We start from the raw sequence: 19,908 nt of genomic DNA on the forward strand, positions 1-19,908 counted from the left end.
GCCCCCCGCGGTGGGCCGGCTCACCTGCGCCAGAGCGATCGGGTGAATAGTAGGAGCACCGGGAACAGCTCGAGGCGGCCGGCGATCATGAGCAGCGAGAGCAACCACTTGCCGGGCCACGTCAGGGCGGAGTAGTTGCCGGTCGGCCCCATCTCACCGAGCGCCGGGCCGAAGTTGCTGAGCGCGCTGGCGGTGGCCGATGCGGCTTCCACGAGGCTGAGTTCGGGCCCGAATATGGCGCCCAGGAAGCCCAGCAGGAAAGTACCGGTCATGAAAAGGAACATGAAGAAGAGGAAGAACGACTGGACACTCTGCACGATGGGTTCGTGCACCCGCTTCGAGCCGAACCTGATCAAGAAGATCCCACGAGGGTGGATGAGGCGCCTCAGGTCGGCCGCGGCCGCCCTGACCAGCACACCCATGCGGTAGATCTTGATGCCGCCGGTGGTCGATCCCGCCATACCGCCCAGGAACATCAGGCCGACCACGAACAGTTGGAGAGCCGGTATCCAGGCGCCGAAGTCGGCGGTCGCGTATCCGGTGCCGGTGACCAGGGACATAGATGTGAAGACCGAGTCGCGTATGACGTCGGCTGCAGGCGCCTGCCCCCACAGGCTCAGGATCATGACCAGGGTGGCGACCGCCACGATCCCGGTGAACAACCTGAACTCGGCGTTCTTGAGGTACCGGCCGGGATCCCGCAGGGCTCGGAAGTGCAGCGCGAATGAGGTTCCGGAAATGAACATGAAGACGATCACCACCCACTGCACGTACGGGCTGAAACCGTCGATGGAGGTGGCTTCGGTGCTGAACCCGCCGGTGGCCATGTTGGTGAAGGAGTGGTTGATGGCCTGGAAGAGTGTCATGTCCCCCGCCCATAGGAGCAGGGTCTCCACCAGCGTCAACAAGGCGTAGATGTACCACAGCGTCTTGGCGGTTTCCCGGAATCGAGGCGTTAGACGATCGGGTTCGGGACCGGGAGCCTCGGCCCGAGCGAGCTGGACGCCGCCGGTTCCGAGCAGGGGAAGGACGGCAAGCGACAGGACGATCACTCCCATCCCGCCCAGCCACTGAGTGGTGGACCTCCACATGAGCATGCCGCGCGGCAGCGCGGCCGGATCGGGTACCAGCGAGGCGCCAGTGGTGGTGAATCCGGACACAGTCTCGAAGAAGGCGTCCGTGAGGTTGCCGATCGTGCCGGAGAGGAGGTAGGGGAGTACCCCGAAGCAGGCCATCGCGAACCAGGCGAGACCCACCGACGCGAAGCCCTCCTTGGTGGTGAGCGTGCCGGGGCGACCCATCACCCGCCATCCGAACAACCCGGCCAGGATGGTGAGCACCGCCGACACGGTGATCCATGCGGCGACCTCCCGTTCCCGGTAGATGAGGGATGTGGCGGCGGCCGGCAGCATGGCGAGTCCGGCCGCCACGACCACGGCTCCGATCACGTAGGACAGGCGCCGGAACATGGAACCCGGGCGATGGAACCCTAACGATCGTCCGGATGAGTTCATGTCACGGGTGGTGCCCGGTGAAGGGCCGCCGGGGGGGGCTCACGCCGAGAACATCGACTCGACGGCGGCCATGGCGTCGGGTATGGCGAAGATGATCAGGTGATCGTGCTCCTCGATAGTGGTTGCGCCCGAGGGGACGAAGGCGATGTCGCCGCGCAGCATTCCGCCGATCACCATCCCGTGGGGCAGGGTCAGTTCGAGGAGCGAATGGCCCACCGCCCGGGCGCCGGGGACAGCTTCCAACTCGATCACCTCCGCGTTGGTGTCGGAGAAGGTCGCCACCGAGTAGACGGTGCCCCGGCGCACAAACCGGAGAATCGATGCAGCGGCCGTCAGCCGGGTGGACACCGTGGTGTCCACGCCGATACCCGCCAGCAGGCCCACGTAGCTCATGCGCATCACCCGGCTGATGGTGGTGGCCGCACCCATCGCCTTGGCGACCAGGCAGGGGATCAGGTTCATGGAGTCGACCCCGGTGAGGGCGACCACGGAGTCGTGAAGGTTCGTCTCGAGCTCCCCGAACACCGTGGGATCGGTGGGGTCGGCGGCGATCACGAGTGCGGACGGGATCTCCTCGGCGACGGCACCGCATCGGGCTTCGTCGGGGTCGATCACCACGACCTCCATGCCGGATCTGACCAGCCGGTCGGTGGTCAGCCGGGCTACCCGGGTCGTTCCGATGATCAGCACGCGGCGGATGTCACGGTCGTGGATGCCGATCATCGACTTGGCCCGATCGACATTCTTGCTCTTGACCATCAGCAGCAGGTGGTCGCCTTCCAGCACCGTCGTGTCTCCATGCGCGACGATGGTGCTGCCGTTACGGACCGAGGCGATTGCCAGCCAGCTGAAGCTCTCGTTGCGGGGAACATCCTTCAGCGTTACTCCGACCAGCGGCGACGCGGCGGTGACGGTTCCGCCCACGAGTGCCAGCTGTCCCTCGCCGAACTCGATGAGCTCGGAGAGTCCGGACTCCACAACCAGCGCGGCGATCTCCTCGGCAGCCGCCTCCACCGGATCGATGACCACGTCGACATCGATGCCGTCGAGGCCGTCCCTGAGATCCGGGTCCTGCACCCGGGCGACGGTGCGCTGCACGCCCATCCTCTTCGCCGTGTGGCAGGCGAGGATGTTGGCGCCGTCGCTGGCGGTCACCGCGAGGAGTAACTCGGCCTGGCCGATTCCGGCTTGTTCGAGCGTGGCGGCGCCGGCGCCGTTACCGGTGATGACCAGGGCGTCCAGCCGGTCCCTGATCTCGGCTGCCCGCAGCGGGTCGATGTCGATCACGACCACGTCCTGCCCCTCGAGAGACAGGCGTTCGGCGATGTAGCCCCCTACAGCTCCCGCGCCCACCACGACGATGCGCATCTACAGCCGTTCTCTTCCCATTGGTCGGCGCCCCATTGTAGGAGGTCGCAAGGAAATCCGGAGCGAACGGCTCGCGTGGTGACCGGCAACTGTCATTCCGGGTAGTTTGCCACGGGGGAACACTCCGGGTTCGCCGCTGCACCCGCCTCGCGACGAAGGTCTTGAAATGGGCTGCGGATCGAGATAGCTTCCGACTGGCGCCGCAGGCAGGAGAGCGACGGGGGGCAGAGAGTCTGCTGTGATTGCTGCTCGCCCAGCCGTAGTGTTAATCGCCGCCGTGTCGCTGCTCGCCCCCGCCGCAGCAGCCCGGGATACCTCCGCCGGGGGACGCTCGTGTGTGGGCTTGAGCCCGCCCGTTGACGGGATGATCATCGCGCCCTTCGACCCCGGACCGGGCTACGAGGGTCACTGGGGGGTCGACTACGAGGGAGACCCCGACGGCCTAGTTGTGGCGGCAGCCCGAGGAACCGTCATCTTCGCCGGCCTGGTCGTATACAACCCGGTGGTCACGGTCGACCACGGGGGCGGGTTATGGACCAGCTACTCCTACCTGGACCACGTGACGGTGATGGCGGGACAGGACGTCGAACGTGGGACCGTGGTTGGTACCGTCGGAGCCGGCACCGGCCATGGCGACGTCCATCTGTCGGTCCGCGTCGACGGCGAGTACATCGATCCCCTCCGGGTGGTTGGTTGCCTGGCAAGGGCTCCGGCCGCCGGCCTCCGACTGGTGGAGGTCCGGTGACCGTGGTCGCGGAGCCCCGGCATCGAATGGTCCCCGGAATACGGAAGTGGGTAGCCTCACGGGATGCGCATCGGCCTCCTGGGCGGCACCTTCGATCCTCCACACATCGCTCACCTGGCGGTAGCCGAGGCGGCCTTCCGGCAATTGGGCCTGGATGCGGTCTGGCTGGTGCCGGCGGGATCGCCCTGGCAGAAGGAGGGGTCGGTCGTGACGCCGGCCGAGCACCGGTGGGGCATGACCGTGGCGGCCGTGGACGGGATTCCCTACCTGTCGGGGGACGACCGCGAGGTGGTCCGCCCCGGCCCGACTTACACCCTCGACACCGTGCGGAGCATGGCCGGTCACGAGGTGACCCTGATCCTCGGAGCGGATGCCGCCTCCCGGATCGCCTCGTGGCACCGGAGCGCCGAACTCCAGGAGATGGTCGGCATCGCGGTGGCGCCCCGACCCGGCGCCGATGCCGGCTCGGTGGAGGCCGCCGTCACCGCCCGGACGACCTGGTTGGATGTCCCGCCGCTCGATATCTCCGGCACGGACCTGCGCCGGCGCGCCGCGGCCGGACGGAGCCTGCGGTTCCTGGTACCGGAAGGCGTCTGGTACTACATCGAAACCCATGGGCTCTACCGCTGAGACGCCGGCCGCGCCCTGCCAAGCTATGATCCGGGCTGCTCGAGAAGACGCTGCCGATCCCGAAAGGCCGGCCATCGCGGACCCGCAGGCAACAGGCATAGAGATACCAACGACGGAACTCGCCGTCATCGCGGCTCATGCCATTGACGCCAAGCAGGGGACAGACATCGTGGTCCTCGACATGGGCGATCTGCTGGGAATCGTGGACCTGTTCGTGATCGGCTCCGGGACCTCGAAGCGCCAGGTCCGCACCATGATCGAGGAGGTCCACCTGCGGCTCGGCCAGAGCGGCCGCAAGCCGCTGCGCACCGAGGGCCTGGACACCGGCGAGTGGGTGCTGGCGGACTATGGCGACCTGGTGGTCCATGTCTTCCAGACCGGGGCGCGTGACTTCTACGCCCTGGACCGGTTGTGGGGAGATGCGCCGCGCCTCGACTGGGCGCCGGACGCGCCGGACTGATCGGCCGGTGGGGCTGCCTGCCGAAACTTGGTAAGCTGGCGGGCGATCCCCATCCGGTCAAGGGGAACCGACCACGGGGCTGTAGCTCAGCTGGCAGAGCGCTTGCATGGCATGCAAGAGGTCACGGGTTCAAATCCCGTCAGCTCCACTTCATCCACTCTCCGTCATCCCACCCGCGAGCCGCGGCCATCCCGGCAACCGGCAAGTGTCGCCGCGAGGAGCGATGAGACGGCGCCGAGTCCGCAAGAGGGGTTCCCATGCCATGTCACAACTCTCAGGCCAGGTCGTTTGCCATCTGCGAACCCCGCAACGTCCGTGCTTTCGGAAGCCCGTAGGATCGCCGGCGTGACGAGGGACGACCAGAGATACGACCACAGCCGGGTAGAGGCGCGCTGGCAGGAGGTCTGGGAAGAGACCGGCATACATCGCGCCGCGGTCGACTGGGATCGTCCCAAGCACTACGCGCTGACCATGTTGCCCTACCCGAGCGGCGATCTCCACATCGGTCATTGGTACGCCATGACGCCCTCGGACGCCCGGGCGCGCTACATGCGGATGAAGGGGTACAACGTCCTCTTCCCTATGGGTTTCGACGCGTTCGGCCTACCGGCGGAGACCGCGGCGGTGCAGGCCAACATCCACCCCTGGATATGGACCTACGCCAACATCGAGCGGATGCGCCGTCAACTCCGGTCGATGGGAACCATGATCGATTGGGAACGAGAGGCGGTGTCCTGCACGCCGGAGTACTACCGCTGGACGGAATGGTTCTTCGCCCGGCTTTATGAAGCCGGGCTGGCGTATCGCGGGAAGGCTCTGGTCAACTGGTCCCCGACCCTCCAGACAGTGCTCGCCAACGAGCAGGTGATCGACGGGAAGGATGAGCGGACCGGCCAACCGGTGGTCCAGCGGATGATGGAGCAGTGGTTCTTCCGTATCACCGAATACGCGGAGGAACTCCTCGAATTCGGTGTTCTCGACTGGCCCGAGCCCGTCAAGGCCATGCAGACCAACTGGATCGGACGGTCGGTGGGCGCCCGGGTACGGTTCCCGGTCGAGGGCGCCGACCCGATCGAGGTGTTCACCACCCGCCCGGACACCCTCCACGGCGCCACGTTCATGGTGCTCGCTCCGGAGCACCCGCTTGTCGATGTGCTGACCACCCCGGACCTGAGGGAAGCCGTGGAGGCCTACCGCGCCGGGGCCGTTAGCCGCTCCGAGCTCCAGCGAACCGACCTCACCCGGGACAAGCACGGGGTGTTCACCGGCGGATACGCGACCAACCCCGTAACCGGCGGCGACATTCCGGTCTGGATCGCCGATTACGTGCTGATGAGCTACGGGACCGGGGCGATCATGGCCGTTCCGGGCGAGGACACCCGGGACTGGGAATTTGCCGCCAGGTACGGCCTGCCGGTGGTGCGCACCGTCCAACCACCCGACGACTTCGAGGGCGACGCCTACGAAGGGGACGGTCCATCCATCAACTCGGACTTCCTGGATGGCCTCCACATAGCGGAGGCCAAGGTGGCCGTCATCGAGTGGCTCGAGGCCAGGGGGCTCGGCGAAGGCGCAATCCAGTACCGGCTGCGGGATTGGCTGATAAGCCGGCAGCGCTACTGGGGTTCGCCGATTCCCGTGGTCTACCGGCAGGACGGAACCGCCGAGTTGGTGCCCGATACCGCCCTTCCGGTGGAGTTGCCCGAAGACGTGGAGTTCATGCCGACCGGACGGAGCCCGCTTGTCTCCCATGAACCATTCCTGAGAACGGTGGATTCGGAGGGAGGGCCGGCGACCCGTGAGACCGACACCATGGACACCTTCATGTGCTCGTCCTGGTACCAGCTCCGCTACCTGAGCCCGGGGTATGACGTCGCACCCTTCGATCCGGAGGAAGCGGCCTACTGGCTGCCGGTCGACACCTACACCGGCGGCGCTGAGCATGCCGTGATGCATCTGATGTACACCCGGTTCTTCACCAAGGCCCTTCGGGACATGGGGTGCTTCGAAGACACGGCCACTGCGATGAGAGCCCGCGGCCGCGATCCTGCCGGCATGTTCGACGAACCGATGCTGATGCTGCGGAACCAGGGTCAGGTGCTGGGGGAGGAGCGCCGGGGCGACCGGGTGCTAGTGACCGGCCGGTGGGAGGAGGATCGGTTGGTGGCCGGTTCGGTGCTGGTGGTCACCGATCCCGAGGCGCCGATGGAGCCTGCGGACGGAGACCGGCTGGTGGGCGAGATCGTGGGCCGCACCGAACGCGTTCTAGTGGTCCAACCGCCCGACGGCTCCGATCCCGTCACCGTGGAGATAGCTGAGGCAGCGACGATCGATGTCCCGTCCATCCCGGGCACCAACACGGTTAACCAACTCCGCCACCGGCTGGACGTCCAGCGCATGTCGAAGTCGCGCGGCAACGTGGTCAATCCCGACGACCTGGTGGAGCGGTTCGGCGCCGACACCGTCCGGACCTACATGATGTTCGCCTTCGAATGGGAGAAGGGCGGCCCCTGGGATAGCCGCGGGATGAAGGGTGCTCAGCGCTTCATCGTGGACGTATGGCGCCTTGGCAGGGCGGGATACCGGGCGGGAACGGTGGATGACTCCGCCACGGCCGGGCTCCGGCGCCGCGCCCACCAGGCGATCATCAAGGTGGGACAGGATCTGGAGTCGTTCTCGTGGAACACCGCCGTGGCCGAACTGATGAAACTCCGCAACTCCCTGAACGACGCCCTGGCAGCGCGCAACGTGACCGAGGAGGTCTGGACGGAGACCCTTTCGACCCTGGTCCTGCTGCTGGCGCCGATCGCTCCCCATGTCACCGAGGAGGTCTGGAGCCGTCTCGGCAACACGACCAGCATCCACCTCCAACCCTGGCCCGAGGCAGACATGGAAGCCGCCGCCGATGAGACGGTGACAATGGTGGTTCAGGTCAATGGCAGGGTCAGAGCCCGGATCGAGGTGCCGGTCGGCATCTCGGAGGGAGCTGCGCTGGACCTGGCATTGGGCCACCACAACGTGGCTCGCCATGTCGGTGAGAGCGAGGTGCGCAGGGTGATAGACCGGAGGCCGAGGCTCCTCAACATCGTGGTGTAGGCCGCACCCGGTCCGGTGGGTGCGCCGATCTCAGAACTCGGCCGAGCGGTAGGCCTGCCGGGCCTTGACCCGGGTCCGGTAGTTGAACACGCCGCCCGCGTAGACCCGCCCGGCCATCCTGATCAGCAGGATGATGAAGCCGATCATGAGGACGAGCGCGGCCAACTGCTCCCATAGGGCCACCGAGTCGGACACGGCCCGGACCGGGAGCACGAAGGGAGCGGTTACCGGAACCAGCGTGAGGACGGTCGACCATACCGTGTCCGGGTTGCCGGAGACGTAGATGATGCCGATCAGGTAACCGGCCACGGTGATGAGCATCATGGGGAATGCAGCATTCTGGGCGTCCTCAGGACGATGCGCTATGGCGCCCACCGCCGCGTAGCCGGTGGCGTAGACGAGGTAGCCGAGCACGAACCAGACCAACGAGATGGCCAGGAATCCGGCGTCCACCTCGGGGAGGGTGACATCGAGAACCAGGCGGACGGCCACGATCAGGCCCGTTGCGATCGATCCGAACTGCAGCAGGCCGAGCAGTCCCACCCCGATGATCTTGCCCGCCAGAAGCTGCCACGGGCGAAGGGAGGAGAGCAGCACTTCCGAAACACGGTTGGTCTTCTCCTCGGTGACACCCAGCAGCACCCATGATCCGGTGGTCATGACGGCCATGAACAGGAGCACCAGGGCCACCTGAGCGATCAGGAACTGCCGTTCCTCGGCCGAGTCGTCGATGTCGGGCTCGGCCGTCACGATCGTCACTCCCTCGCCGCTCATGATCGACACTGCCCGCTCGGACACCTCGCCCGTAGCCACCAGGCGCTGCATCTGGTACGAGAGGACGGCTTGCCGTAGCGCGGACTCGAGTTCCGATGACGTGTCCTTTCCCACCAGTACCTGGTTCTCCCCGACCAGGGCGGCATCCACCGCTCCATCCGCCACCGCCGCAGCCGCTCCGGCGTGGTCGGAGGGCGTGGTGAGGTCGATCCGGTAGGAGCCCGGCTCGTCCGGCGCCATCGATTTCGCCAGTTCGCCCTGGCCCACGCCCTCGGTGCCGACAGCGGCCACCCGGTAGGTGCGAATGGATCCGTCATCTCCGAAGAACCCGGGGATGGCTATTCCAGCGCCGACGAGGATGGCCAGAAAGAGCCAGCTCAGGGCATAGGACTTGCTCAGACCGCGCTCCAGGAGTTCGCGCCACATCACTAGGCCGACCGCACTTACCGCGCTCGAAGATCGAAAACGGCTGGTCGCGGTCAAGGAGTCGTCAACCGTCATAACTCGGCTCAGTGCAGGCGGAAAAGGGTGGAGGCGGTGCCGGCGAAGATCGAGTCCACGGTTTCCTGATCGATCGCGTCCATGGCGTCGACTACGGCATCGGCATCCTCTATGGAGAATGGGTGATCGGTTCCGAACATGACCCGGTCCTGGCCGACCATGGCCATCGACGCCTGCAGCGGGGCGGGCGCGTAGGTTATGGCGTCGATGTAGAGGCGGGCGATCGACCGGGACGGCGGTTCGGGGAGCCGGGTCCGTCCGATCTCGTCGGATCGCCAGGCGGCGTCAAGCCGCCCCACCAGCGCCGACAGCGTCCCCCCGCCGTGCGAGACCACGATCTTGAGATCGGGATGGTTGTGGAGCACGCCGCCGAACACCAGGCGGCTCACCACCGCGGTGGTCTCCATGGGGAAGCCCACCCCCACCGGCAGCACGTGCCCGTAGCCCTCGAGGACGTCCAGGCCGACACCGTCCTGGGGGTGCAGCAGCACGGGGAGGCTCCTCGACTCGAGCTCGTTCCACACCGGCTCCAGCTCGGGGTCGTCCAGCATCAGATGGGTGATCCTCGGGCCGGTCACGATCCCTCGCAGGCTCGGGTGCTCGTCGATGGCGGCGATCTCCGCCAGCACGTCACCGACCCCGGTGGCCGGTAGGGCACCCAGACCCACGAGGCGGCCACCGGTCGCGTCCTCCAACGCCCCCAGCTCGATGTTGACCTCCCGCGCCAGCTCGATCCCCTCCTGGCCCTCGAAGGGCTCCAGCCAGGGATTGCCGAGCGAGATCACCGACTGTGTGATGGCGTTCTCATCCATGAAGCCGACCTTGCCGGCCACCTTCCACCAACCGTCCTCGATCGGCCGGCCGATGCGTGGGTCGGCGTGTTCTTCGGGGAAGATCACGAACCGTCTGAGTCCGCCGTCCCTGTAGACCCGTGGGATGTCGCTCCGCCGTTCCAGCGCGGCCAGGTACGAGGTGGGGTAGAAGTGGGTGTGGACATCGATCCGGGTGGTCATCCGCGCTCGCCCTCCTCGCCAGGTGTATCAACCAGGACCAGGGCATCGAGCGCGGCGATGATCACCTGGTCGACCAGCGCTTCCGCCTCCGCAGGCGTGAGGCGGGTGGCTGCATCGTGCGAGCTGGCGACCATACAGATGGAGCCCGTCCTCAACCGCAGCATGGACCCGAGGATAAACAGGGTGGAGGTCTCCATCTCCGATGCGAGGGCTCCACCCGCTCGCCATGCGGCCCGCTTTCCCAACAACTCCTGGGCTACCGGGACACGGTCCGGAGTCCGGTGCGAGTAGAACGAGTCCTTGGAATGGAGAACGCCCGACCGAACCGGGAGCCCGAGCCCCCGGGCCGCGTCCCGCAGGCAGATCGTCATATCGAGGTCGGCCACGGCGGGGTACTCGATGGGAATGTACGAGGTCCCGGTTCCCTCCTCCCGGATGGCCGCCGTACCGACGATCACCTCGCCGGGTAGCACGTCGGGCGTCATTGAACCGCTGGTTCCGGTGCGGATCAAGGTTCTGGCACCCACGCTGACGAGCTCTTCGATGGCGATGGCCGCCGAAGGGCAACCGATGCCGGTGGAGGTGACGGAGACCGGCATCCCCCGATAGGTCCCGGTGTAGGTGGCGTACTCGCGATTGGTGGCGATGTGGCGGGCGTCGTCGAGCAACTCCGCGGTTCTCTCCGCTCTCTTGGGATCACCGGGAAGGAGGACCTTGTCGGCCACATCTCCCGGGAGGCATCGGATATGGTGCTGGGGCTTGTCGGTGCTCAGCGGATCGAATCTCATGGCATCGGACCTCCTCGCGTCTTCAGGTGTTTCTCCAACTCGTCCACGGTGCGGACCGGGGGATCCAGCCCGAGCCCCTGCGAGACACGGTGCATCGTGGAGGGTTCGACGCCGGCCTCAGGCAGTAGCGGATCGCCGAGCACGGTCATCGGGTCGCCTTCGAGATGGATCTCGCCCTCGTTCATCACCACCACCCGGTCGGCGCAGTCGAAGGCTAGGTCCACGTCATGGGTGACCACCACGCAACCGTGACCATGGCGGCGCCGGTCCAGAATGAGGTCGGTGAGAACACGGGTTCCTTCCGTGTCCTGGCCGCCCGTGGGCTCGTCGAGCACCAGGATCGGGCTACCCATGGCCACGACCGACGCGATGGCGACCCGCTTGCGCCACGACAGGGAAAGATCATAGGGGTTGCGATCCGCTACCGACTCGAGTCCGAGAAGCGCCATCGCCTGATCCAGGCGTCCCGTCCTATCCTCCGTTCCTGCGCCATTGTCGGCCCCGAAGGCCACCTCGCCGGAAACCCGATCGCGGAACAGTTGGGCGTCGGGATTCTGGAACACCAAGCCGATGCTGCGCGAGAGTTTGGCGGGTCTCACCTTCGCCGTGTCCGTGCCGTCGACCGTCACCGTGCCCGTGGTGGGTTTGAGCAGGCCGTTGAACAGGCGGAGCATCGTCGATTTACCGGCGCCGTTGTGCCCGAGGACGAACAGGACCTCGCCGACGGACACGTCCAGGTTCAGTTCGCGTATCGCCTCCACACCCTTCGGGTACGTGTAGCTGACATCGCGAAGCCGTATCACCTCGAGCCTCCTGCCCCGACGGAGGCTCGGAGTGACTCCAGCAACTGATCCGTCCCTAGGGGTGCCTGATCACCCAGTTCCATCCCGCGTTCGCTGAGCTCGGCCCAGATAGCGACGTAGCGAGGGATCAGGACCTTGCCGGAGAGCGGTCCCGGGTCGGCGAGCAGGTAAGCAGGGCTCCCATCCGCCGTCACTCGACCCTCCTCCAGGATGACCAGCCGGTCGGTGACGGCCAACCAGCGGCTCAGGTCCTGGGCTACCAGTACCACCGTCGCGTGCTCCCTGCGCAGCTTCTTGACTATGGACACCACCTCCGCGGTCCCGGTGGGATCGAGTTGGGAGGTCGGGTCGTCGAGGACCAGGATCGGTTTGTGCTGGGCCAGAGCACACGCTATTGCCAGCCGCTGCGACTGGCCGCCCGAAAGGCGGCGGGGGTGGTGCCCGGCCATCTCGGCCAGCCCGACGCTCTCCAAGGCCTCCAGGACCCTGGAGATGATCTCGGCAGGGGGTAGTCCCTCGTTCTCCAAGGCGTAGGCGGCCTCGTCGAACACCGTCCTCGTGGCCGCGGTCAGCTGGTCGAAGGGGTTGTCGAAGACCATGCCGATGGACTCGATGATCGCGTGCGGTGCGGCGGACTCCACGTCGTGGCCGAGCACCCGTGCCGAACCCTCCACCTTCCCGCTCAACAGCCTCGGAACGAAACCGGCCACAACCCGGGCCAGCGTGGATTTGCCGCTCCCGGAAGGCCCCGTGATAAGGGTGAGCTGGTCACTGTAGAGCTCGAGGGTCACCCCGGTCAGCGAGGGCTCGGATGCGGTGTCGTAGGTAATTCCAAAGTGATCGAACGTGGCGAACGCCGCGTTCGCCGACCCGGTGGAGTCCGGCGAGCCGGCGCCGCTCACCATAGGATGGCGAGGACGACGAGCGGGATCACAGCCAGCAGCAACGCCTTCTGCAGCAGCTTCCCCTTATCTTCCACTGCGACGGCAGAGGTGCGGCGCCCGGGCCGCGCGAACCCCCTCGATTCGAGGGCCAGGGTCCTCATCTCGACCGCGATCAGGGAACTGACCAGCAGGGGCTTGAGCAGCGCGAAGAGGGTCCGGAGCCGTCGCGGCAGACTTCCCTTCGTATCGAAGCCCCGCGACTGCTGGGCATCGAGGATCTGGGCAGCCCGGAGCCGCATCTCCGGGAGCAATTCCGCTCCCGCGAGGTACGCGTACGCCAGCTTGTGCGAGACCCCGCGCTGGATGAGGGCGGTCGCGAAGCGCTTGGGGTGCACGGTCGTCATGGCGGCGGTCACCGCGATGACGAAGACGGCCAAGCGGGCGGCGGTGGTTCCGGCGAGTGCCAGGCCTTCAGCGTTGATGGAGATGGGACCCCAACTGGCGATCGGCTCCGAGTCGTAGGGGCGGACGACCCCGTGTATTACGAAGAGGGCGAACGTCATCGGGGCCATGAGGCGGAGGGATTTGAGCACGACCATCCACAGGCGGCTCGCTAGGAGGATCGCCACCGCCACCAGCAGCAGGACCGCGGGAACCTGGAACGTGTCGCCGGCGAATCCCGCAACCGATAGTGGAAGCACTGCGGCCAGCTTGGTCAGGGGGTGCACCCGGTGGAGCCAGGTGCTCCCGACATCGTACAGCGCGGCTACCCGCGCCGGGGACCAGGTGGTCGTGTCGGCTTCCACTACCGCGTCATATTTCGCGTGGTCTGCCCGTGAGGCATTTCGGGCCCCACGGGCAGACTGCTATCCGGTTAGAACGGAATTACCTCTCGGCCAAACGGAGGCCTGTAGCGTGCCGGGGTTCCCTTTATGAGGAGGAACGCCAGGAGCACAGTGATCACCTTGTCGCCCGGAGTCGTGAGCAGCTGCTGACCGATGACGGATTCGACCATCCCTTGCCCCGATGCCACGAAGAAACCGGTTACTGCGTCGACGCCCGACCCGGAGACACCTTCGAATACGAGGACGACGATGGGCGTGGCGGTGACAATCGTGACCACGGTCAGCACAACCATCATCCAGATCACCTTGCCGGTTGATCGAAGGAACCCACGCGCCGCCATGACGCCGGCCGCTATCCCGAGTGCGGCATTGACAATCCCGAACGGAATCGATGTCGCCTCGAGGGTTAGTCCGATCACCAGGTTCGTAAGGACCCCGGCAACTGCCGCGACCCACGGACCCGCCAGGAAGGCCAGCATGGTGGTGCCTATGGTGTCGAGGAAGAGCGGCAGGTTGAGAACCTGGGTGAAGGTCCTTCCGATCATGTTGATCCCGATTGCCACCGGGATGAGTACCCATGCCGCTGTAGTAAAGGCTGTCTTGAATCTGAGTCCGTCTTGGATGGCCGTCATCAGCGTCCGCTCCCTTCGCTGCTCTATACCTATCAGGAGCATATTGATCGCAGACGGACGATGTCGGTAAAAAGTGAGTTTAGATCGGGATACCTGTGACTCACATTGTGCAACAAGGGACGCCGGATGGAAGTGTCATATGAAAACGGTTGGTTTACCTGTCACAACCTTCACGATGCCACCGCTTCCCTGAAGAGATCCGAGAGCGTAGGCGGACCGTACGAGAACTCCCGTACCGCCCTGCCGTCCGAGAGCGCGGTCATTATCTCCTCCATGCCGAGCTCGGCGGGCACCCTGAGAATGTGACGGGTACCTATCGACTCCACCAACCGGACACCCGGAAGGGTGGGGGTGGGGGCCGGCGATGAGTCCACATCCACCTCGACTCTCCGGTGAGCCGCCCGGTCCTTGAGCGTCTTGACGGGCCCGGACAGAGCTACCCGGCCCTGGTTGATGATGGCGACGTCATCACATAGGTGCTCTACGAGATCCAGCTGATGGCTGGAGAAGAGCACCGCCGATCCTTGTTCCGCACGCTCTCTGAGTATCCGGGACATCTCCTCGACTCCGAGCGGGTCCAGGCCGCTGAAGGGCTCATCCAGCACCAGCAGCTCCGGATCGTGGACCAGTGCGGTTACGAGCTGCACCCTCTGCTGGTTTCCGTGAGAGAGGTCGTCGATCCGTGAGTCTGCCCGCTCCTCGAGCCCGATCCGGGCGATCCACCGGTCGGCTGCGCCGGCAGCGGCTGCCTTGCTGAGCCCGTGGAGACGACCGAAGTAGATCACCTGGCGGCGTACCGGCATGCGGGGGTACAGGCCGCGCATCTCCGGCATGTATCCGAACCGCCGACGCGCGCCGTGGGTGACTGTTCGGCCCATCCAGGTCACGGTGCCCGCATCGAGGCGCAGCAGGCCGAAGATGGCGCGCATGGCGCTGGTCTTGCCGGCGCCGTTGGGACCGAGGAAACCAACCAGCCGCCCCGGCTTTACGGAGAAACCGCAGTCATCCAAGGCAACCACGTCGCCGTAGCGCTTGGTAAGGCCGTCAAGTTCGAGCATGGACCGTAAGGAGGGTAATCACCCGCGTGCCCGTACTCCCGCGGGCCGACCCGCTCCGTGGAAGGCAAGGGGCTTCCCATGGACGTCCTTGGTCGGTACAAGTACGGGGGCGTTGTGGATGGAGGAGGTGCGATGTCCGAGACGTCATCCGGGCGCGGCATTCGCGCCGGGGCGCCGGGTATTCCAGTGTCCCGCCGGGGCGCTTCGCTCGTCCTGGGAGGCGCGCTGGTGCTCGTGATCGGATTCGCCCTCTGGAACCGGCCCCAGGCACCTCCGGCGGAGTCCCAACCCTCGCCGGAGGTTCTGGTCGTGCCCGTGTCCGCGGTCGAGACCCCTCCGGCTCTGGCGACCGTTCATGTCTCGGGCGCGGTCGCGGCGCCCGGCCTGGTGGTGTTGCCGGAAGGAAGCCGGGTGGCCGATGCGATCGCGGGGGTGGGCGGCGCACTGCCCGGCTCGGAGCTTCGACTGATCAACCTGGCTGCGCCGGTAGCGGACGGCATGCATCTCGATGTTCCGTGGGCCGGCGACGGGACGGGCACGGGGATCGCACCGTCCGGCGCGGCGGGATCGGGCTACCCGGTAGACCTGAACCGGGCGGATCACGAGGCTCTTACCGGCATTCCCGGGGTGGGCGAGGTACTGGCGCTGCGCATCGCCGCCCACAGGGAGGCCCACGGTCCGTTCACCACTATGGAGGACCTCCTGGACGTTCCGGGCATCGGCGAAGGCAAGCTGGCCGGAATGCGCGACTACGTGGAGGTGGGTCGATAGGCCGCCTGCCGGACCCGGGAGCCAGATGGTTCCTGGCCGGCGCCGGCGCCATCTGGATCGGAGTGGTCGCCGGGATCCGGGCCCCCTGGATCGCGGTCCTGGCCTTCGGCGCCGCAGCCGTGGCCGGCGTCCTGCGCAGTTGGGGAGCCGCCGTGGTGGCGGGCCTCGCCACACTCGGAGTCCTAGGCGGCCTGTTCCTGGGCGCCCGCCATCAGGAGACGGTGGAATCAGTGCTTCCCCAGGGTGAGGTGACACTACTGGTGGAGACTCTGGCCGATGCTTCGGGCGGTCCGGGGCAGGACCGGGTTCTCGTACGGATTCTGGCCGTCGAGGGAGCGGCAGGGCCGATCGCCTGGGACGGTCCGGCAGGCAGGCTCAGAGGTGACGTGGCCGGCTGGACACGGGACAGCCGGTGGTGGGTTGAGACGACGATGTACCCCGGCGCCGATGCCGTTGCCAGGGACGGAGCCAGGAATCCCATCGTCTGGCAGGGCCGGGTAGTCCGCGCTCGTCCCGCGCCCGAACGGCTCGGATGGGTGGCGGGACAGGCCACGCGGGTCCGTTCCCTGATGATCGATCGCCTCCGCCCGGACGCCGGCCGGGGTAGGGCGCTCCTGGCCGGATTCCTGCTCGGGGACGTTTCGAACCTGCGACCGTGGGAGGAGGAGGCGATGCGCCGCGCCGGCCTGTCGCACTTCGTGGCCGTGTCCGGAAGCAACGTGGCGCTGTTCCTGGGCGCCCTGTTCCTGGTAGCGGGCCCACTGGGTTGGAGTTCCATACGTCGAGCAGTCCTGGGTCTGGCCGGCCTGGTCTTCTTCGTGTTCCTCATCGGGCCGGACCCGTCGGTGGTACGGGCCGCCACCATGGCGGGGCTGGTGCTTGTTGCCCGATCTTTCGGCCTGCGCCCGGACATCTGGCGGGTGATCGGGGTGGGGGTGGGGCTGCTCCTTCTGGTTTCTCCCGAGCTGGCCTACAGCCTCGGATTCCAGCTCTCGGTAGCAGCCACGGCCGGGGTGGTGGTCGGAACCGGGTGGTTCCGCAACCTCCGCCCCCGGTGGCTCGCCACCTCGCTGGGAGCTGCCTGCGGCGCCCAGCTTGCGGTAGCCCCGGTCCTGCTGCTCGCGATCGGGCATCTTCCCCTCTGGTCGCCGGTCGCCAACGTCGCGGCTGCGCCGCTCGTGGTGGCGGCAACCGGGTTGGGAGGAGCGGGGGCCGTCGCGAATGTGGACGGGCTGGTGGAAGCAGGCGCCCTTCTGGCTCGCGGGGTCCTGGGGATAGCCGATCTGTCGTCAACCCTGCCGCAGATCGGATGGACGGCCACCCTCCTGCTGGCCGGGTGCGGGTTGGTGGCGATCTCTCGCCGGTTCCGGCCGCTCGCGGTGCTCGCGGCCAGCCTGTTCGCGTGCGCGTTGACGGTCTCCACCGCTCCGCATGCGGTGGCGGGTGCTCCGGCCCGACCGGCGTTCATCGCCCTTGACGTCGGTCAGGGCGATGCGTTGCTGCTCCTGGGCGAGAAGGGTGAGACGGTGCTGGTTGACGGAGGGAGCGACGGCGCCAGGATCCGGGCCGGCCTGGCCCGGTTCGATGTCAGGGCCGTGGATCTTCTGGTCCTGTCCCATGCCCATCATGACCACTACGGCGGACTGGTCGACGTCATCGGATCCCTTCCGGTCGGGCAGGTGTGGTACGCACCTTTTCCGGGCCAAACGGACGGGTACTCGAGCCTGGTGGAGGCAGCCGAGAAGGTGACCCGGGTCGCGGTACCGAGCCTCGGCGTTCACGTGATCGGATCCATCCGGCTCGAGGTGCTGGGTCCGATCCGTCGGTATGCCTCTCCCAACGATCAGTCGATAGCCATCCGGGCCACGCTCAGCGGTGAGACCGTACTGCTGACCGGCGATATGGAACGTATTTCCCAGGGCGAGATCGACCCTCCCCGCGTAGATGTGCTGAAGGTTCCCCACCAGGGCGCTGCCACCTCCGATCCGGAGTGGTTGGTGGGAACGGGCGCGTCCGTGGCGGTGGTGAGCGTCGGACCCAACCGGTTCGGCCACCCCTCCGAGGAATTACTCGCCATGCTCGAGAGGGCCGGCATGCAGGTGCGTCGCACCGACCGTGAAGGCGACGTGGTGATCGGGCTCGGACAGTGACAGCTCGGCTCGGTTCTAAGCGACCTCCCATCGCTACGATCCGGCCCGATGGCCATGACGACTCAGCGCAAGCGGATCCTGATCACCGGAGCCGGCAGGTGGAACAAGGGGGAGGAGGGGGGCCTGGGCGCGGCGCTGGCGATCCGGCTCGCCGGCCAGGGACACACCGTCGTCGTCAACCACCGTTCCAGCGGTGAATCGGCCGAGCGGCTGGTCGAGGCGATCCGGAACCGGTCGGCGCGCGCACTGGCCGTCCGGGCGGACGTCACCGATCCGGACGATGTGGAGAGGATGGGGAGGACCATCGAGCAGGAACTCGGCGGACTCGACGCGGTGATCAACAATGCCGGCCTCTTCCTGATCAAGGACTACCAACACCTGACCCCCGATGAGTGGGAGTCGCAGATAGCGTCGACCGCGACGGCCACCTACTACGTGTCCAACATCCTGCTGCCTCTGCTGCGCGAGCAGGGGGGAAGGATCATCAACATCGCCGACGCGGGCGCCGATCGGATCACCGCCCGGCCCCGCACCCTTCCGTACCACATCGGCAAGATGGGAGTGCTGATGATCACCCGGACCATGGCCAGGGCGGAGGCCGGCCATGGCGTTACCGTCAACGCCATCCTTCCGGGGGTCCTGGAGAACTCCGAACCCCTTCCGGATCGGGCCCGCATACCGGCCGGACGCCACGGCACCGCGGACGACGTCCTGGAAGCGGTCACGTTCCTCCTGAGCGAGAAGGCCGGCTACGTCACCGGCGCCTTCATCCAGGTCGGCGGGGGCTGGAACCTCTAGTGGTTCGCGGAATGACGGTGTGGTACGACCGCCGGGCCATGCCTGACGGTTCGGCGGGCATACCACTGGACCGGATCCGCTCGTGAATGCCCTTACCCACCTCAAGGGTCCGTCCAGACCCGGTCCGGGCGACCGGAAAGTTCTGCTGGACCGGGCCGGTGAGCTGTTCGCCGGCGCCGAGATCGAGCCGACCGACATCATCCGGATCGACGTGCCGGGCCGGGGCCAGTCGGTAGGGGGAGAGGGACTGCTGAGGCCCGAGCTCGAACCGATAGTGCCCGCCCTGCAGTCGGGATCCCTGTTCGGCGGGCGTACGGGTGTCATGTTGATGGACGCTCATCTACTCCAGTCCGATGAGGCTGCCGTCGTGACCGACCTACTCGCTCAGCAGGCCGGTGGGACCCCGCCGGTGGTGGTGGTCACGAGCGGAAAGCTCCCGTCCCCGCTCGCAGCCCATGTGAAGAGGAAGGCCGAGGTGATAACGGTCCGCAAGCTGGCCGACCGTGACGTAGCCCTGTGGGTGCGCGACGCCGCCCGCCGGCGCGGGTTACGCGTCGGTTCGGACGCCGCTCAAGCCCTTGTCCAGCGTTTCGGATCCGACGTCGGGGCCATCGGCCAGGCTCTCGATCAATTGAGCATTTCCGGCGGGCCGGTAACCCAGCAGGTCATCCTGGACCGCTTCCGCAACCGGCCGGACCAGCCCCTTTGGAAGCTGACCGACGCCCTCGCGAAGGGGGCCGCAGAGGAAGCTATCCGCCGGCTGCATGATCTCCTCACCCACGGGCACCCCCTCGTTCTTGTGGCGACCATCGAGAACGACCTCCGGAAAAGGGCGCTGGCCGCGGCCGCGCCGGACATCGCCACGTTCGCGGAGTGGATCGGCGGCAAGCCCGGCGCCTACCCGACCCGGAAGGCATGGCAGGCAGGACGGGCCATGTCAAGGGAGGATCTGAACAGGGCCGTAGATGCTGTTCGCAGGGCCGATGCCACGCTGAAAGGTATGCCGCAAGAGACCCACCTGCCGACCTTGGAGCGCTTGGTGGCCGCCCTCTGCATCTGGTATCGGGGCAGGTGAACC

Annotated in this window: 18 protein-coding genes and 1 tRNA gene; 9 read left to right on the forward strand and 10 right to left on the reverse strand. The window is 66.8% G+C overall.

Annotated features, from left to right (window positions below; genetic code table 11):
* Positions 1 to 20: 20 nt before the first annotated feature.
* Together ACOQPD_RS01735 and trkA are read right to left on the reverse strand one after the other, a co-directional pair.
* Positions 21 to 1,469, reverse strand: coding sequence for a TrkH family potassium uptake protein (locus tag ACOQPD_RS01735; RefSeq protein ID WP_420613183.1), 1,449 nt, complete (start codon positions 1,467 to 1,469; stop codon positions 21 to 23).
* A gap of 84 nt (positions 1,470 to 1,553) precedes the next feature.
* Complete coding sequence (gene trkA / locus ACOQPD_RS01740; protein ID WP_420613184.1) at positions 1,554 to 2,882, reverse strand: Trk system potassium transporter TrkA; 1,329 nt, start codon at positions 2,880 to 2,882, stop codon at positions 1,554 to 1,556.
* 343 nt (positions 2,883 to 3,225) lie between these two features.
* On the opposite strand from trkA, the gene ACOQPD_RS01745 reads away from it, so the two are divergent.
* The 5 genes from ACOQPD_RS01745 (at position 3,226) to leuS (ending at position 7,813) form a co-directional block, all read left to right on the forward strand.
* The gene (locus ACOQPD_RS01745; protein ID WP_420613185.1) at positions 3,226 to 3,627 is read left to right on the forward strand and encodes a murein hydrolase activator EnvC family protein; all 402 of its coding nucleotides are present in this window, start codon (positions 3,226 to 3,228) and stop codon (positions 3,625 to 3,627) included.
* A 63-nt stretch (positions 3,628 to 3,690) separates the two neighbouring features.
* The gene (gene nadD, locus ACOQPD_RS01750; protein ID WP_420613186.1) at positions 3,691 to 4,257 is read left to right on the forward strand and encodes a nicotinate-nucleotide adenylyltransferase; all 567 of its coding nucleotides are present in this window, start codon (positions 3,691 to 3,693) and stop codon (positions 4,255 to 4,257) included.
* Positions 4,258 to 4,282: 25 nt separating this feature from the next.
* Entirely contained in the window at positions 4,283 to 4,717 is a 435-nt protein-coding gene (gene rsfS, locus ACOQPD_RS01755) for a ribosome silencing factor (RefSeq protein WP_420613187.1), read from the forward strand.
* A 75-nt stretch (positions 4,718 to 4,792) separates the two neighbouring features.
* Positions 4,793 to 4,865, forward strand: a tRNA-Ala gene (locus ACOQPD_RS01760).
* A gap of 197 nt (positions 4,866 to 5,062) precedes the next feature.
* A complete protein-coding gene (gene leuS / locus ACOQPD_RS01765; protein WP_420613188.1) occupies positions 5,063 to 7,813 on the forward strand; it encodes a leucine--tRNA ligase in 2,751 nt (916 codons plus the stop codon).
* Between the two features lie 30 nt (positions 7,814 to 7,843).
* On the opposite strand, the gene ACOQPD_RS01770 is transcribed toward leuS, so the two are convergent.
* From ACOQPD_RS01770 to ACOQPD_RS01805, 8 genes are all read right to left on the reverse strand, one after another.
* Positions 7,844 to 9,088, reverse strand: a complete 1,245-nt coding sequence (locus ACOQPD_RS01770) for an ABC transporter permease (RefSeq protein WP_420613189.1) — start codon at positions 9,086 to 9,088, stop codon at positions 7,844 to 7,846.
* 8 nt (positions 9,089 to 9,096) lie between these two features.
* A complete protein-coding gene (locus tag ACOQPD_RS01775; protein WP_420613190.1) occupies positions 9,097 to 10,101 on the reverse strand; it encodes an amidohydrolase family protein in 1,005 nt (334 codons plus the stop codon).
* Positions 10,098 to 10,889 carry a nucleoside phosphorylase gene (locus ACOQPD_RS01780; RefSeq protein WP_420613191.1) on the reverse strand — a complete coding sequence of 264 codons (792 nt, stop codon included), beginning with the start codon at positions 10,887 to 10,889 and terminating at the stop codon, positions 10,098 to 10,100. Before ACOQPD_RS01780 ends, ACOQPD_RS01775 begins: the two co-directional genes overlap by 4 nt.
* Positions 10,886 to 11,692 (reverse strand): energy-coupling factor ABC transporter ATP-binding protein, encoded by an 807-nt coding sequence (locus ACOQPD_RS01785; protein WP_420613192.1) that lies wholly within the window; start codon positions 11,690 to 11,692, stop codon positions 10,886 to 10,888. Before ACOQPD_RS01785 ends, ACOQPD_RS01780 begins: the two co-directional genes overlap by 4 nt.
* Complete coding sequence (locus tag ACOQPD_RS01790; RefSeq protein ID WP_420613193.1) at positions 11,689 to 12,594, reverse strand: ABC transporter ATP-binding protein; 906 nt, start codon at positions 12,592 to 12,594, stop codon at positions 11,689 to 11,691. Before ACOQPD_RS01790 ends, ACOQPD_RS01785 begins: the two co-directional genes overlap by 4 nt.
* Entirely contained in the window at positions 12,591 to 13,382 is a 792-nt protein-coding gene (locus tag ACOQPD_RS01795) for an energy-coupling factor transporter transmembrane component T family protein (protein WP_420613194.1), read from the reverse strand. Before ACOQPD_RS01795 ends, ACOQPD_RS01790 begins: the two co-directional genes overlap by 4 nt.
* Positions 13,383 to 13,450: 68 nt before the next feature.
* On the reverse strand, positions 13,451 to 14,053 hold the full coding sequence (locus ACOQPD_RS01800) for an ECF transporter S component (protein WP_420613195.1): 603 nt from the start codon (positions 14,051 to 14,053) through the stop codon (positions 13,451 to 13,453).
* Positions 14,054 to 14,223: 170 nt separating this feature from the next.
* Positions 14,224 to 15,111 (reverse strand): ABC transporter ATP-binding protein, encoded by an 888-nt coding sequence (locus ACOQPD_RS01805; RefSeq protein WP_420613196.1) that lies wholly within the window; start codon positions 15,109 to 15,111, stop codon positions 14,224 to 14,226.
* Between the two features lie 132 nt (positions 15,112 to 15,243).
* On the opposite strand from ACOQPD_RS01805, the gene ACOQPD_RS01810 reads away from it, so the two are divergent.
* From ACOQPD_RS01810 to holA, 4 genes are all read left to right on the forward strand, one after another.
* The gene (locus tag ACOQPD_RS01810) at positions 15,244 to 15,882 is read left to right on the forward strand and encodes a helix-hairpin-helix domain-containing protein (RefSeq protein WP_420613197.1); all 639 of its coding nucleotides are present in this window, start codon (positions 15,244 to 15,246) and stop codon (positions 15,880 to 15,882) included.
* Between the two features lie 62 nt (positions 15,883 to 15,944).
* Complete coding sequence (locus ACOQPD_RS01815) at positions 15,945 to 18,032, forward strand: ComEC/Rec2 family competence protein (RefSeq protein WP_420613198.1); 2,088 nt, start codon at positions 15,945 to 15,947, stop codon at positions 18,030 to 18,032.
* Between the two features lie 48 nt (positions 18,033 to 18,080).
* Complete coding sequence (locus tag ACOQPD_RS01820) at positions 18,081 to 18,830, forward strand: SDR family NAD(P)-dependent oxidoreductase (protein ID WP_420613199.1); 750 nt, start codon at positions 18,081 to 18,083, stop codon at positions 18,828 to 18,830.
* A gap of 82 nt (positions 18,831 to 18,912) precedes the next feature.
* Positions 18,913 to 19,905, forward strand: a complete 993-nt coding sequence (gene holA / locus ACOQPD_RS01825) for a DNA polymerase III subunit delta (protein ID WP_420613200.1) — start codon at positions 18,913 to 18,915, stop codon at positions 19,903 to 19,905.
* Positions 19,906 to 19,908 lie beyond the last annotated feature (3 nt).

The sequence above is a fragment of the Candidatus Spongiisocius sp. genome (genome assembly GCF_965221825.1).
In the GTDB taxonomy this organism is placed as follows: Bacteria; Actinomycetota; Acidimicrobiia; order Spongiisociales; family Spongiisociaceae; genus Spongiisocius.

Bases quoted from the DNA above. Each gene is read 5' to 3' on its own strand.
- ACOQPD_RS01810 (WP_420613197.1), top strand. From the start codon at position 15,244: ATGTCCGAGACGTCATCCGGGCGCGGCATTCGCGCCGGGGCGCCGGGT.
- ACOQPD_RS01780 (WP_420613191.1), bottom strand. From the start codon at position 10,889: ATGAGATTCGATCCGCTGAGCACCGACAAGCCCCAGCACCATATCCGA.
- trkA (WP_420613184.1), bottom strand. From the start codon at position 2,882: ATGCGCATCGTCGTGGTGGGCGCGGGAGCTGTAGGGGGCTACATCGCC.
- ACOQPD_RS01775 (WP_420613190.1), bottom strand. From the start codon at position 10,101: ATGACCACCCGGATCGATGTCCACACCCACTTCTACCCCACCTCGTAC.
- ACOQPD_RS01820 (WP_420613199.1), top strand. From the start codon at position 18,081: ATGGCCATGACGACTCAGCGCAAGCGGATCCTGATCACCGGAGCCGGC.
- rsfS (WP_420613187.1), top strand. From the start codon at position 4,283: ATGATCCGGGCTGCTCGAGAAGACGCTGCCGATCCCGAAAGGCCGGCC.
- ACOQPD_RS01805 (WP_420613196.1), bottom strand. From the start codon at position 15,111: ATGCTCGAACTTGACGGCCTTACCAAGCGCTACGGCGACGTGGTTGCC.
- ACOQPD_RS01800 (WP_420613195.1), bottom strand. From the start codon at position 14,053: ATGACGGCCATCCAAGACGGACTCAGATTCAAGACAGCCTTTACTACA.
- ACOQPD_RS01770 (WP_420613189.1), bottom strand. From the start codon at position 9,088: ATGACGGTTGACGACTCCTTGACCGCGACCAGCCGTTTTCGATCTTCG.
- ACOQPD_RS01735 (WP_420613183.1), bottom strand. From the start codon at position 1,469: ATGTTCCGGCGCCTGTCCTACGTGATCGGAGCCGTGGTCGTGGCGGCC.
- nadD (WP_420613186.1), top strand. From the start codon at position 3,691: ATGCGCATCGGCCTCCTGGGCGGCACCTTCGATCCTCCACACATCGCT.